Below are 13,448 nucleotides of genomic sequence, written 5' to 3' on the forward strand. Positions count from 1 at the left end.
CCTACAATTGTTCAACGATAATATTGGAATTGGTATACACGCAAATCTCGGATGCAATCTGAAGTGCCTCCCTGGCAATTTCGGCTGCACTCAGATTCGACGCATGACGTTTCAGTGCCCGGCCCGAGGCTAACGCAAAATTGCCGCCGGAGCCGATGGCAAGCACATCGTCATCTGGCTCAATGATTTCCCCGTTGCCGGAGATAAGCAGCATACCTTTCTTATCCATCACGATCATCAGCGCTTCAAGCTTGCGCAGAATGCGGTCCTGGCGCCAATCCTTGGCCAGCTCGACAGCTGAACGCTGCAAGTTGCCGTGATGCTCTTCAAGTTTGCCTTCAAACTTTTCAAACAGGGTGATTGCATCGGCTACCGAACCCGCAAAGCCGGCGATGACTTGACCTCTGTACAGCCGGCGCACTTTCTTGGCAGTAGTCTTCATAATGACGCTCTCGCCAAAGGTAACCTGTCCGTCGCCTGCGATTGCAGCATGACCGTTATGTCTTACGGCGCAAATAGTAGTTGCATGAAAGCTGGGTAACATAGTTTGGCAACCTCCTAGAATAAACTTACCGCTAAAATAAATGAACTTAAGAATGAAGATCATAGCATTCCTAAGTTCATCCTCTATAAATCATAAGCTTATGCTGTGCAAACTTCAAATTATGACAGTTCTGACTCCGCAGTCTCAGGTTCTTTATAGGAAAGGCCTGTCCGGCTGGCAAATGCAGCCAGGCTGTCCAGCGCACGGTGGGCAAGCAGCTCATTCTTTTCTTTTTTGTTGCGGATCTTCTTTTCCAGCTTGGGCAGCAGCCCGAAGTTGGCGTTCATTGGCTGGAAATGCTCCGGATCAGCGGAAGTAATGTAGGCCGGCATACTGCCCAGCACACTGTCCCCGGGGAATATCAGACCTTCCTCGCCTAGCGCCGCTCTGGCTGCGTTGATTCCGGCAATCATACCGGATGCGGCAGACTCGACATAACCTTCGACGCCTGTCATCTGGCCGGCAAAGAACAGCCTTTCATGTCCCTTCATCTGATAAGTCGGGTGAAGCAGCTTAGGCGAATTGATGAACGTATTGCGGTGCATTACCCCGTAACGGACATATTCGGCATTCTCCAGACCTGGAATCATAGAGAATACACGCTTTTGCTCGCCCCATTTCAAATGTGTCTGGAAGCCTACCAGATTGTAAAGCGTACCGGCAGCATTGTCCTGGCGCAGCTGGACAACCGCGTAAGGCAGCTTCCCGGTGTGGGGATTCAATAGTCCTACCGGCTTCATTGGTCCGAATAGCGCTGTCTGCTTACCGCGCTTCATCATAATTTCAATCGGCATACAGCCTTCGAAATAAATTTCTTTCTCAAATTCCTTGAGCGCTGCAGTCTCGGCGGTAATCAGGGCATCATAGAAACGGTCGAATTCTTCCTCATTCATCGGACAGTTCAAATAGGCCGCTTCACCCTTGTCATACCGTGACGCCAGATATACTTTGCTCATATCGATGCTGTCCTTCTCGACGATCGGGGCTGCCGCATCGTAGAAGTAGAAATATTCTTCACCAAGCAGTGCCTTGATCTCGGCGGACAATGCCGGAGAGGTTAGCGGGCCGGTGGCAATAACGACAATGCCTTCCTCCGGAATCCGGGTCAGCTCTTCATTAACAACTTCTACTAGCGGATGATCGTGCAGGGTGCGGGTGATCTCTCCCGAGAATCCGTCACGGTCTACCGCCAGTGCACCGCCGGCAGGCACCGCATGACGGTCGGCGGCTCCAAGCACAAGCGAGTTCAGGCGGCGCATTTCCTCCTTCAGTACTCCTACTGCATTACCCAGTCCGTTCGCCCGCAGTGAATTGCTGCACACCAGCTCGGCAAACTGGTCGGTATGGTGGGCCGGCGTTTTAACCGCCGGTCTCATTTCATATAATTTAACGGGAACCCCGCTTGAAGCAATCTGCCAGGCAGCTTCACTGCCGGCGAGCCCCGCGCCAATTACTGTTACTTTTGCTGTGTCTTTCAAATTCATATCCTCCTGCTAAAAATCTATTATTCTGCTAATTCTTCGCCCTCAATCACAGCTTCTGTATGATCACAGGAGGTGCATTGAAGCTTGGTGCCTTGTTTATTGCGTTTTTCTATCATCCAGGATCCGCAAGCGGGACATGGTTTAAGCGACGGGCGGTCCCAGGATACAAAGTCACAGCCCGGATACTGGTCACAGCCGTAGAACACACGTCCCTTCTTGCTGCGGCGCTCCACAACCTTGCCTTCGTTACATTTAGGACAGGTGACTCCGATATCCTTCACAATAGGCTTTGTATTCCGGCAGTCCGGAAACCCGGAGCAGGCCAGAAATTTACCGAACCGGCCGAGCTTATAAACCATCGGTTTGCCGCATTTCTCGCAGAGCTCATCCGAAACTTCATCCTCAATCTCAATCTCTTTCATTTCTTCTTCAGCAAATTCCAGACGCTTCTCGAAGGATTCGTAAAATCCGGCCAGTACTTTGACCCAATCCTCCGCACCTTCCTCCACATGGTCAAGATCACCTTCCATGTGGGCTGTAAATTCTACATCGAGAATTTCCGGGAAGAACTGTTCCATCTGCTCTATGATCAGCTCGCCAAGCTCTGTCGGCATAAACTTCTTCTCTTCAATTGCAACGTAGCCGCGCTTCTGAATAGTCTCCAGTGTAGGGGCATACGTACTCGGGCGGCCTATGCCCAGCTCTTCCAGCGTTTTGACCAGACGTGCTTCCGTATAACGCGGCGGCGGCTGGGTAAAGTGCTGCTTGGGCTCAATTCCCTGCTTGTCGAGCTCGTCGCCTGCTTTGAGCGGCGGCAGGAATTTCTCCTCATCAGTCGTTCCGTCGTCATTGCCTTCCACATAGACCTTCATAAACCCGGGGAAGGACACTTTGGAGCCGACAGCCCGGAAAACCGCTGTTCCTGCAGAAATATCCACCGAGAGGGTATCAAGAAGCGCCGAGGACATCTGGCTGGACAGGAACCGCTCCCAGATCAGCTTATACAGGCGGAATTGATCACGGCTCATGAATTCCTTGACGAGTTCCGGCTCCCGCAGTGCCGAGGTTGGACGGATCGCTTCGTGCGCATCCTGGGCTCCCGCAGCTTTTTTGGAATACTGGCGCGGAGCTTCAGGAACAAATTTCTCACCGTATTTGGCAAGAATCAGCTCCTTAGCCTCATCCTGAGCCGTTGTAGAGATACGCGTGGAGTCGGTACGCATATAGGTGATCAAACCGACTGTACCTTCTTTGCCGAGCTCCACTCCTTCATACAGCTGCTGGGCCACTGACATGGTTTTGGCAGCGCGGAAACCAAGCTTACGGGCAGCCTCCTGCTGAAGAGAGCTTGTTGTAAACGGCGCGGAAGGATGGCGCTGTCTTTCCTTTTCCTTAACTTCGGCTACCCGGAAATCAGCGTTCTTAATCGCTTCCAGAACCTCCTGGACGTCACTTTCCTTGCCAAGCTCTTTTTTCTCACCGTTCAGCTTATGAAACTTTGCTTCAAAATCAGTGCCCTTGATGCCCAGCTTAGCAGTGATGCTCCAGTATTCTGTCGGTACAAATGCCGAAATTTCATTCTCACGGTCCATGATAATCTTAACCGCTACCGATTGTACCCGGCCGGCCGACAAGCCCTTTTTGACTTTCTTCCATAATAGAGGGCTGATCTTGTAGCCTACAAGCCGGTCAAGAATTCGGCGGGCCTGCTGCGCGTTAACCAGATCCATATTAATTTTGCGAGGTGTTTTGAAAGCATCCTTGACTGCCTGCTTCGTAATCTCGTTAAAAACAACCCGGCACTCCTCGGTATTATCCAGATCCAGCGCGTGTGCCAGATGCCAGGCAATGGCTTCTCCCTCACGGTCCGGGTCAGCCGCCAGATATACTTTTTTCACTTTTTTACTGGCATCCTTAAGTTCCTTCAGAATAGAGCCTTTGCCGCGGATGGTGATATACTTGGGACTGAAATCATTCTCTACCTCGACGCCAATCTGACTCTTAGGCAAATCTCTGATATGTCCCATAGATGCCTTTACTATATATTTACTGCCTAAATATTTGCCGATTGTCTTCGCTTTGGCCGGCGATTCGACAATGACCAGTGTATCCGCCATAGGTTAATCCTCCTAAAAGTGATGTGAGCCTGGCCCTCATTCCAACAAAAGGGATGGAGGGAATACGCTCAACTCTGTTCCTTCTATATTAAATTACCTTATAAATTGCACCCGGCAATTGTGTTACCGCTTTTTTTATGATTAAAGATAACAGAACTGAATGCAAATGTCCAAAATCCCAGCTTGTTCTGGATAGCAGTTCATCCAGTGTAAACGGGCCTTGATGCAGTATATGGTATAGGTGAGACTCCTCACTTGTCAATTTCTTTTCGGTGAGCCCGTCTCCGCGCCCGGGGTTAAAAGACGGATTTCCGCCCGTTTCCCCCTCTTTTACAGGCAATATTGATATGTATTCTTCCAAAATATCTTCAGCTCCGGTTACTAGCTTAGCCCCCTGCTTAATCAGCTCAAGCGCCCCCCTGCTTTTGGGAGAGGTTACAGGTCCGGGAACGGCGAACACATCCCTTCCTGCTTCCAGGGCGGCATCGGCGGTAATCAGTGATCCGCTGCGGCTGTCCGCTTCCACAACCACCGTTCCCAGCGTCAGGCCGGCGATAATCCGGTTGCGCTGCGGAAAAAGTCCCGGATGGCTTTTGGTTCCCAGCGGATATTCGCTGAGCACAAGCCCTTTACGTGAAATCTCCCTTTCCAGCTCCCGGTTCTCGGGCGGGTAGACATTGTCAAGGCCTGTAGCCACTACCGCTACCGTATTTCCGCCGCAAGCCAGTGCAGCTTCATGGCAGACGCTATCGATTCCGCGGGCCAGACCGCTCACTACAGCAAGACCGGACCGGCTGAGCTGACCAGCCAGTATTTCTCCAATCTTCCGGCCGTAGGCAGTTGGTACCCGAGTCCCCACCATGGCGATAGCAGGCTGCGAAGCAAGCTTCAGGGAACCGCGGTAATAGAGTACCCAGGGCGGCTCGGCTGTTTCCTTGAGCATTACAGGATATTCCTCATCCAGAATAGTGATCATTGCTGCACCGCTTTCTTCCATTAAAAGGCGGCGCCTTTGCACCCATCCGGCGTCGAAAGTCTCGGCCAGCCGCTGTGACATTTTCGCGGATAATCCGACCTCCTGCCAATCCTCAGCCCGGCAACGAAAGGCCTGATCCGACAAAATTCCCGCTCTGCGGATTTTGTCGATGCTTTTCCAGCCAATCCCCTCCACTTCATTCAGCCCGAATAATAAATCACGTGTGTCCATGTGAACGCTCCCTTTAGATGGAAGGGTCAACCTTCCCTATTTTGTGATAATGCTGTAAAAAAAGCAAGCTGCCGCTGCAAAGAAGTGAAATCCGGGAACATAAACGCAAAAAAAAGCAACCCTTTACCCTGCGCGCAGGAATAAAAGGTTGCTTACCTTTAACAAATCATACTACTTGACAGATTAGAGCACAATGATTTTTTGAGCGGACCCTGATTGCCTCCAAATTAATGGGTGGTAAAAGCATTCAAAATGCCGCGCTCCTCCAGAACACTAACCAGGGTCGAGCCCATTTCAGCCGGTGTCGGTGCGACTTTAATTCCGCAGGACTCCAGCACGGCGATTTTTTCGCTGGCTGTGCCCTTACCTCCGGAAATAATCGCACCGGCATGGCCCATCCGTTTACCTGGAGGTGCCGTAACACCGCCGATAAATCCGACTACAGGCTTTGTCATATTCTCTTTGATCCACAGTGCGGCCTCTTCCTCCGCTGTTCCGCCGATCTCACCGATCATAATAACCGCCTTCGTGCCGGGATCTTCATTAAACAGCTTCAGGATATCAATAAACTCCGAGCCTTTTACCGGATCGCCGCCGATTCCTACAGCCGAGGACTGCCCGATTCCGCGTTCAGTCAGCTGATGCACCGCTTCATAGGTGAGGGTTCCGCTGCGGGAGACTACACCCACATAACCAGGGGTATGAATGTAGCCCGGCATGATGCCGATCTTACACTCTCCAGGCGTAATAACACCAGGACAGTTAGGACCGATTAGGACGGTGGACTTCCCTTCCATATAGCGCGAAACCTTGACCATATCCAGCACCGGTATGCCTTCTGTGATACAGATGACTAGGTCAAGCTCCGCATCCACAGCTTCCATGATGGAGTCAGCGGCAAATGCAGGCGGAACATAAATCACGCTGGCCGTTGCGCCGGTGGCAGCTTTTGCCTGAACAACCGTATCAAATACCGGCAGGCTGACCTCACTTCCATTTTCTAGCGTAATGTTGACAGAGGTTCCCCCTTTACCCGGAGTTACGCCGCCTACCATCTGGGTCCCGTAATCCAGTGCGCCTTTGGTATGGAACAATCCGGTCGAGCCCGTAATTCCCTGTGTGATGACTTTCGTATTTTTATCTACAAGAATGCTCATCGTTTGGTCACATCCCTACTTAGTTTGTCGAATACGAGACTTGGGTTACACAAGAGAAACAATTTTACGGGCACCGTCCGCCATGGAATCTGCTGCCACGATATTGAGCCCGGAACCGGCGAGAATCTGCTTGCCCAGTGCCACATTCGTTCCTTCCAGCCGGACGACGAGCGGTTTGGTCAGTCCAAGCTGCCGGGCGGCTTCCACCACGCCTTCAGCAATGACGTCACAGCGCATAATGCCGCCGAAAATATTGACAAAGATGCCGTTCACCTTGTCGTCGGACAAAATAATTTTAAACGCTTCGGTAACCTTCTCGGTTGTCGCGCCGCCCCCTACATCCAGGAAGTTGGCCGGCTCGCCGCCGTAATATTTAATAATATCCATCGTCGCCATTGCCAGTCCCGCCCCATTAACCATACAGCCGATATTGCCGTCGAGGGCAATGTAGCTCAGATCAAATTTGGAGGCTTCAATCTCCTTCTCATCCTCTTCATCAAGGTCGCGGAGCTCTTGAATATCCTTATGGCGGAATAAAGCATTGGAGTCAAAATTCAGTTTGGCATCAAGCGCCATTACATTTCCGTCAGCGGTCACCACGAGCGGATTAATCTCCGCAATCGAGCAATCTTTATCCACAAAAGCCAAATAGAGCGCTTGCATGAACTTGACCGCTTTATTGACCAGTTCATTCGGAATGGCGATGCTGTACGCGAGCTTGCGTGCCTGGAAGGTCTGCAGTCCTACAGCCGGGTCAATGATTTCCTTGAAAATCTTCTCCGGATGGGTTGCTGCTACCTCTTCAATCTCTGTTCCGCCTTCTTCGGAGGCCATCATGACCACCCTGCCGGAGCTGCGGTCTACAACAATTCCAATATAGTATTCCTTGGCAATCTGGCAGCCCTCTTCAATGAGCAGCCGTTTCACTTCCTTGCCTTCCGGTCCGGTCTGATGGGTGACCAGCGTCTTTCCGAGGATTTCTCCCGCATAGGTGCGGACCTCATCGAGAGACTTGGCGACCTTGACCCCTCCGGCTTTCCCTCTTCCGCCTGCATGAATCTGAGCCTTCACTACCACCACCGGCGTACCGAGTGATGCTGCAGCCTCTACTGCTTCCTCCACTGTATAAGCTACTTTTCCGTTCGGTACGGCAACGCCGTACTTCTTAAGTACTTCTTTTCCCTGATACTCGTGGATATTCATACCGGAAGCCTCCTAAAGTGTTGCGGCGGCTTTTGCAGGCAGCCTGCAGCCATGCCGCATTCCGTTTTGATCAGCGGGGTACAGATTTGCACCTACCTATAGTATATAAAGTGAAACCCAGAATATTGTAACATGATTCAATTCCGCTTTCCTCAAAAACTTTCACTATTTATACATATATTTTCGCTTGATTTCATGCCGGAATGCGAACGGTTGCATTGACACAGGCTTGTACTTCTATTTAGTTGCATTATTATTGGCTTCGTGGATCCGGCCGAGCAGGTCCTTGAACTGGCCCAGCAGATGGACAAATTCCTCTGCCGAGAGCATTGCGCCTTCCGCCATCTTCGCCGGTATGCAGACGGCTTCATTTTTCAGATCCCAGCCCTTTTCGGTCAGCGAGATGAGCACCTTACGTTCATCCTGCAGGGAGCGTTCGCGAAGAATCAGGCCCGCAGCCTGCAGCCGCTTCAGCAGCGGAGTCAGCGTCCCGGAATCCAGGAACAACGCTTCACCAAGCTCCTTGACTGTGCACTGCCGCTTCTCCCACAGCACAATCATAACCAGGTACTGCGAATATGTTAGTCCGATTTTGTCCAGATGAGGCTGGTACAGCTTCGTAAATTCACGCGAACACGCGTAGATCGTAAAGCACAGCTGATTATCAAGCATCAGTTCAGGGGTAGTTGTTTGTTCTTGCATTTCTTCTTCACCTGCCTTTATGACGTTATTTTATCACAATTCATCTGCAATATCATGTTAATAGCAAAAAATATATTGACTATTATTTTTATTGTGTTAAATTAAATTGTGTACAATACATTTAACAAAACGAACGGGAGCGATTTATAATGATGACTATTCAGCAAAAATGTATGAAACTACTGTAAAAGCAGTCGGCGGAAGAAACGGATATATTGAATCCGAAAGTCCAAAGCTGAACCTGACTATCAGTACACCCCGTGAAATGGGCGGAGCCGGCGGCGAAGGCACCAACCCTGAACAGCTGTTTGCAGCCGGATATTCCGCCTGCTTTGACAGTGCGCTGAACATGGTTGCACGGCTCGGCAAAGTGAAAATCGAAGGCAGCGAGGTTACCGCTACCGTTAGCTTCGGCAAAGTTGAAGACGGGGGCTTCGGGATTGGCGTTAAGCTGGATGTGCTGGTAAAGGGTGTTGACCGTGAAACGGCTGAGAAGCTGGTAGAAGCTGCACACGGCGCCTGCCCTTACTCCCGCGCTACACGCGGCAATATTGCAGTCGAGATAAATGTACTTTAATCTCCTTTCTTGCAGCTGAACCAGTGTTGCATAAAATAAGCCTTCCGGGTATACCCGGAAGGCTTATTTGTTTTGTGCAGTAATTTTTTATAGCTGTTAACAAGATTAAATAGGGATATATATAATGAAGGAAAAGATTCAGAAAAAGGCTATACCCCTTACTCCTCAGCCACAACCTGCCTGTCCAGATTGCGGTACTGTACAGCTTCCGCCAGATGGGCAGAGCTAATCGTAGCTGCCCCTTCCAGATCAGCGATGGTTCTTGCGAGCTTAATAATCCGGTCATGCGCCCGCATGCTGAGGCCGAGACTCTCCAGAATCCCGTGCAGCAGCAGGCTGCTCTCTTTATTCAGAGCCGCATAGCGGCGCAGTGCTGCCCCGGACAGCTCGCTGTTCCAGGAAATCGGCAGTTTGCTGTAACGCTCTGCCTGAATCTGCTGGACTCTCAGTACATCCCTGCGCATTTCTGCTGAAGATAAGGCCGGGCTCTGCCCGTTCCAGTCTGACGGCCGGGGAACATCCACCTGCATATCAATCCGGTCTAGCAGCGGGCCTGAGATTTTGGCCCGGTACTGGGCAATCTTTGCCGGACTGCAGGTACACCGCTGCTGCGTGCCTGTGTTCCCCAAGTATCCGCAGCTGCACGGATTCATGGAACAGGCGAGCAAAAAACGGGCCGGAAAGGTAAAGGCAGCACGGGCGCGGCTTATCGTAACCACGCTATCCTCCAGCGGCTGCCGCAGCACCTCCAGCACATTCCGCGAGAACTCAGGCAGCTCATCCAGAAAAAGCACGCCCCGGTGGGCCAAGCTTACCTCCCCCGGCTTCGGTATGCTTCCCCCACCAATCAGCCCAGCCGCCGAAATGGTATGATGCGGGGCACGGAAGGGCCTGCTGCGCAAAAGCCCGCTTCGGGTATCCGTCAGCTTGCCGGCCGCACTGAATATTTTGGTGACCTCCAGCGATTCGCTGTCACTCAGCTCCGGCAGAATACCGGGCAGCCGCTTGATCATCATAGTTTTGCCCGTACCTGGTGGCCCTGCCAGGATAATATTGTGCATCCCGGCAGCGGCTATCGTCAATGCCCGCTTCACATGGCTTTGGCCGAGCACATCACCAAAATCCTCCCTTAGCATCTCATCAGCCGTACCGGATAAGCTGCGAACACTATACTGCGGGTGATGCCGCAAATGTTCAAGATTAAGCGCCATGACAGGCTGATGAATACGGCCGGAATCGCCCTGGCCTTCCATTACAGTAACCGGGAACGGGAGCGGCGGTTCATTGTCCGGATGCCCTGCAGAAGCTTCCCCAGTATGCCGCTGCTTATCAGACAGCTCATCCGGACAGGCAGCAGATTCTGTTGGGTGCGGCAGCTCACGCAGATGAGCGGCTGCATAGACAGCCATGCCGCTGATCAGCGCTGCCTCTGCCTCATTCCCGCGCGGCACCAGCACCTTGCTGAAGCCCGACCGCCGGGCCGCCTCCACCATCGGCAGCACACCAGTCACTGGCCTGAGGCTCCCGTCCAGGGCCAGCTCGCCGATCAGCAGCATCTCTTCAGCTGCCGGCATCATCAGCTGGCCGCTCGTCGTCAATATGCCCAGCGCAATGGCCAGGTCGAAGGCCGAGCCTTCCTTGCGCAGATCCGCCGGAGCCAGATTGACCGTAACCCGCTGCTGGGGATAGCGGTACCCGCAATTTTTGACCGCTGCGCGCACTCTTTCCACCGCTTCACGGATCGCTGAATCCGGCAGCCCGATAATGCTGGTCTGGGGCAAGCCGTTGGCCAGATCTATTTCCACTCCGATCATCACACCTTCAATACCATACAAGCAGGCACTATGCATTTTTCCGTACATAAAAAACACCTCTTCTCCTGATATACGACTCCGCCGGGCGTCATCCATTCAAGAAAAAAGGTGCTTCCTCATTTTCCGTATTCTGACTATCCCTAGTATACAGAGACAGCCGTGCTTTTATCAAGCCTTTTGAAATCCGCTATCCTTCCTCACTGACCGTAACCGCATCCCTGATTGCAGCAAACGATAAAGGCTTATAACCGGTATGCTCAACGCAAATATTGAAATGATTGTTCCCTTCATATTTCTGCCCGTGAATATGACCATGCACATTTACGTAAGGCATATGCTTGTTCATATACATGGGCTCATGGGAAAGGAAGAAAAAGTCCCTATACACCAGCGGGTATTCACTGACCTCATCAAAACCCGCCTCCAGCCACCAGCACCGCCCGCGCCCGCGGTCATGGTTGCCGAGAATCAGTATTTTGTAGCCGTTCAGGCGGCTGATAATGTTACTGGTCGCCTCAAGGCCGAGAAAGGAGAAATCCCCCAGATGAAAAACGGTATCCTCAGGTCCGACCGCGGCATTCCAGTTTGCAATCAAGGCCTCATCCATCGCCTGCACATTTGCGAAAGGCCGGGACTCAAAATCAATAATCAGCTTATGTCCGAAATGATGATCCGATGTAAAAAAGACATCCGGCATATGGATTTCCTCCCGTTATGTAATATAAAAATAGAACTTAAGAATGCTGCCGGCTGTGCGGCAACCCTTTTGCAAAGGTACCGCCAGACTCCCGGCAATCCTTAAGTTCAATCGGCATTAGCTTTAGCTTGGGCAGCCGTCATTTCGGCCAGTCCCGTTTACCGGAGCGCTGATTGGCATCCAGATGGATCAATTCTGCCAAGGAGGGGATTTCCTCATGCTCCACCAGCCATTTACGCATTTCCTTGATCGCTTCGACCTGACCATTGCCTCTGTCGCGCCAGGTTAGCAGCTCAATTACCCGGATGACCAGATTCATCAGGCTGCTGTGGCTGCTCTGACTTTTTTCGGCCCTGATCTTCTGAATCAGCGCCTCATTCTCCCAGTCTATCAGTATCTCCTCAGCGATAGCCGGGCGCATAATCGTAAAGCTTTTACTGCAATTGCTGCAGCAGATAACGGCTGAAGGCCGGGCTCCCATATCCACTTCAATCTTGTGATCACAATATTGGCAAGCAAAGCTTACCTGTATATTAACCGGTTGGTTATTCACGGGAACCGCCTCCTCATGGTAGCATTAAAAGTCACAATAATGTTTACCCATTTCCCGGGAGAAATGACCCAAAGTGTGCAGTCCTGCCTAGTATGGCGGCTATAACCGCTCACCAAAGACAGGCCGAACAGATCATTCTTTAAAAAGCTTCACGGATATGACGGAGCGCGGCGACGCTTAAATCCGGGTTTAGCTGTACACTGATAACATCAAATGAAACGGTACGCTCCTGCTCGCCCTTCATATGCAGATATACCTCTGCCGTGCTGCGTACCTGACGGATTTTGCGGGCATCGACCGACTCCTCTGGCGTCCCCGGCAGCGGACTTCCGCTGCGGCTGCGCACCTCGATGAATACCAGAGTACCCTGATATTCCGCAACCAGATCCAGTTCCCCGCTGCGGCAGCGCCAGTTGGCTTCCACTATAGTGTAACCCCTCGATGCCAGATACAATGCTGCTGCCGCTTCAGCCGCTGCCCCCTTGACCTTCCGGTTATAGGCTCCGCTAGAATGAGATTCTCTCATTGCATCTTCCGCTTTCCGGCCAATCTGTCACTCTGATAGACAAAGCTCAGAATTTCCGCCACCAGGTTGTAGAGCTCCGGCGGAATCTGCTGATCCAGATCCAGTTTGGAGAGAACCTCAACCAGGGCAGCATCCTCCTGTACTGCCACCCCGTTCTCTTTGGCCTTCTGCAGAATCATATCTGCAACCGCCCCCTGACCTTTGGCCACTACCACCGGAGCCTCGCTCTGGCCGGGGGTATATTTCAGGGCAACCGCCTTTTTCATCCGCTGCGATACTTCCTGCTTCTCCTGCTCACTCATATCCGGTAATCGACTCCTTTATAGGAATCCGGTGTGTATTCTGCCAGTTTGGCTGCCACTGCGGCTGAACCGGACGCCGTCTTCATTTCCGGAAGCGGCTCGGTCCGCAGACTCGACAGCTGGTACCCGATCGACTCCGCCGCAGCCGCCATTTCCTCACGCCGGCCTTCCAGCAGCTCAAGCACCCACGGATCGTTATTGTGCAGCTTCAGGCTGACGATCCGGTCGACCACCTGAACATCCACCAGAGTCTGGCCCAGCTGCTTCATGTCCAGATCAAACCAGAGGCGGCAGTTCGCTGCATCCAGCTCACCCTTGCGGCCGCGCCGCGACTGGATATGCACCGAAGCCGTCTCTTCGCCGTCAGGTCCGCGCATCGGCAGGAACAATGTGACCTGCGCGAACGGCGCCGTACGGTCCGTGTTCAACAGCAGCTGCTGGCCGGTCAGCTGCGCCACGATCTGGCCCGCGGCATCCTTGACCGCGGGCGGGGCGTCGCTGCTGCCCATCACCTGCAGCAGCACGCCCTTCAGCGTATCGGCGGCGGCCTCCGCCACGCCGCCGG

General features: G+C 52.4%; 13 protein-coding genes and 1 pseudogene. 1 reads left to right on the top strand and 13 read right to left on the bottom strand.

From position 1 onward, the window contains the following. Window position 1: 1 nt before the first annotated feature. From hslV to AWJ19_RS12245, 7 genes are all read right to left on the bottom strand, one after another. On the bottom strand, window positions 2-544 hold the full coding sequence (gene hslV / locus AWJ19_RS12215) for an ATP-dependent protease subunit HslV (RefSeq protein ID WP_068724033.1): 543 nt from the start codon (window positions 542-544) through the stop codon (window positions 2-4). Between the two features lie 119 nt (window positions 545-663). Then, complete coding sequence (gene trmFO, locus AWJ19_RS12220; RefSeq protein WP_068724035.1) at window positions 664-2,022, bottom strand: FADH(2)-oxidizing methylenetetrahydrofolate--tRNA-(uracil(54)-C(5))-methyltransferase TrmFO; 1,359 nt, start codon at window positions 2,020-2,022, stop codon at window positions 664-666. A 26-nt stretch (window positions 2,023-2,048) separates the two neighbouring features. After that, entirely contained in the window at window positions 2,049-4,145 is a 2,097-nt protein-coding gene (gene topA, locus AWJ19_RS12225) for a type I DNA topoisomerase (protein ID WP_068724036.1), read from the bottom strand. A gap of 88 nt (window positions 4,146-4,233) precedes the next feature. Continuing rightward, a complete protein-coding gene (gene dprA, locus AWJ19_RS12230; RefSeq protein ID WP_068724038.1) occupies window positions 4,234-5,352 on the bottom strand; it encodes a DNA-processing protein DprA in 1,119 nt (372 codons plus the stop codon). Between the two features lie 227 nt (window positions 5,353-5,579). Then, complete coding sequence (gene sucD, locus AWJ19_RS12235; RefSeq protein WP_068724040.1) at window positions 5,580-6,509, bottom strand: succinate--CoA ligase subunit alpha; 930 nt, start codon at window positions 6,507-6,509, stop codon at window positions 5,580-5,582. 45 nt (window positions 6,510-6,554) lie between these two features. Further along, on the bottom strand, window positions 6,555-7,712 hold the full coding sequence (gene sucC / locus AWJ19_RS12240; RefSeq protein ID WP_068724042.1) for an ADP-forming succinate--CoA ligase subunit beta: 1,158 nt from the start codon (window positions 7,710-7,712) through the stop codon (window positions 6,555-6,557). Between the two features lie 237 nt (window positions 7,713-7,949). Next, entirely contained in the window at window positions 7,950-8,414 is a 465-nt protein-coding gene (locus AWJ19_RS12245; RefSeq protein ID WP_068724043.1) for a MarR family transcriptional regulator, read from the bottom strand. 169 nt (window positions 8,415-8,583) lie between these two features. On the opposite strand from AWJ19_RS12245, the gene AWJ19_RS12250 reads away from it, so the two are divergent. Then, window positions 8,584-8,991, top strand: coding sequence for an organic hydroperoxide resistance protein (locus AWJ19_RS12250; RefSeq protein WP_068724045.1), 408 nt, complete (start codon window positions 8,584-8,586; stop codon window positions 8,989-8,991). A gap of 158 nt (window positions 8,992-9,149) precedes the next feature. Here the strand turns inward: AWJ19_RS12250 and AWJ19_RS12255 are convergent, their stop codons facing one another. From AWJ19_RS12255 to AWJ19_RS35805, 6 genes and pseudogenes are all read right to left on the bottom strand, one after another. Next, the gene (locus AWJ19_RS12255) at window positions 9,150-10,853 is read right to left on the bottom strand and encodes a YifB family Mg chelatase-like AAA ATPase (protein WP_068724047.1); all 1,704 of its coding nucleotides are present in this window, start codon (window positions 10,851-10,853) and stop codon (window positions 9,150-9,152) included. Between the two features lie 139 nt (window positions 10,854-10,992). Then, on the bottom strand, window positions 10,993-11,502 hold the full coding sequence (locus AWJ19_RS12260; RefSeq protein WP_068724049.1) for a metallophosphoesterase: 510 nt from the start codon (window positions 11,500-11,502) through the stop codon (window positions 10,993-10,995). A gap of 139 nt (window positions 11,503-11,641) precedes the next feature. Then, entirely contained in the window at window positions 11,642-12,055 is a 414-nt protein-coding gene (locus tag AWJ19_RS12265; protein ID WP_082707848.1) for a hypothetical protein, read from the bottom strand. 139 nt (window positions 12,056-12,194) lie between these two features. Beyond that, window positions 12,195-12,581 (bottom strand): YraN family protein, encoded by a 387-nt coding sequence (locus tag AWJ19_RS12270; RefSeq protein WP_068724050.1) that lies wholly within the window; start codon window positions 12,579-12,581, stop codon window positions 12,195-12,197. After that, window positions 12,578-12,883 carry an EscU/YscU/HrcU family type III secretion system export apparatus switch protein gene (locus AWJ19_RS12275; RefSeq protein ID WP_068724052.1) on the bottom strand — a complete coding sequence of 102 codons (306 nt, stop codon included), beginning with the start codon at window positions 12,881-12,883 and terminating at the stop codon, window positions 12,578-12,580. Before AWJ19_RS12275 ends, AWJ19_RS12270 begins: the two co-directional genes overlap by 4 nt. Further along, window positions 12,880-13,448 (bottom strand): annotated as a pseudogene (locus AWJ19_RS35805) (hypothetical protein); the annotation flags it as partial. The pseudogene AWJ19_RS35805 and the gene AWJ19_RS12275, both read right to left, overlap by 4 nt.

It is taken from the genome of Paenibacillus sp. DMB5 (genome assembly GCF_001517085.1).
In the GTDB taxonomy this organism is placed as follows: Bacteria; Bacillota; Bacilli; order Paenibacillales; family Paenibacillaceae; genus Paenibacillus_AQ.

Excerpts from the sequence above, each read along its gene's own strand:
- hslV (WP_068724033.1), bottom strand. The coding sequence starts at position 544 with ATGTTACCCAGCTTTCATGCAACTACTATTTGCGCCGTAAGACATAAC.
- AWJ19_RS12275 (WP_068724052.1), bottom strand. The coding sequence starts at position 12,883 with ATGAGTGAGCAGGAGAAGCAGGAAGTATCGCAGCGGATGAAAAAGGCG.
- AWJ19_RS12250 (WP_068724045.1), top strand. The coding sequence starts at position 8,584 with ATGTATGAAACTACTGTAAAAGCAGTCGGCGGAAGAAACGGATATATT.
- dprA (WP_068724038.1), bottom strand. The coding sequence starts at position 5,352 with ATGGACACACGTGATTTATTATTCGGGCTGAATGAAGTGGAGGGGATT.
- AWJ19_RS12245 (WP_068724043.1), bottom strand. The coding sequence starts at position 8,414 with ATGCAAGAACAAACAACTACCCCTGAACTGATGCTTGATAATCAGCTG.
- AWJ19_RS12270 (WP_068724050.1), bottom strand. The coding sequence starts at position 12,581 with ATGAGAGAATCTCATTCTAGCGGAGCCTATAACCGGAAGGTCAAGGGG.
- AWJ19_RS12260 (WP_068724049.1), bottom strand. The coding sequence starts at position 11,502 with ATGCCGGATGTCTTTTTTACATCGGATCATCATTTCGGACATAAGCTG.
- topA (WP_068724036.1), bottom strand. The coding sequence starts at position 4,145 with ATGGCGGATACACTGGTCATTGTCGAATCGCCGGCCAAAGCGAAGACA.
- sucD (WP_068724040.1), bottom strand. The coding sequence starts at position 6,509 with ATGAGCATTCTTGTAGATAAAAATACGAAAGTCATCACACAGGGAATT.
- sucC (WP_068724042.1), bottom strand. The coding sequence starts at position 7,712 with ATGAATATCCACGAGTATCAGGGAAAAGAAGTACTTAAGAAGTACGGC.
- AWJ19_RS12255 (WP_068724047.1), bottom strand. The coding sequence starts at position 10,853 with ATGTACGGAAAAATGCATAGTGCCTGCTTGTATGGTATTGAAGGTGTG.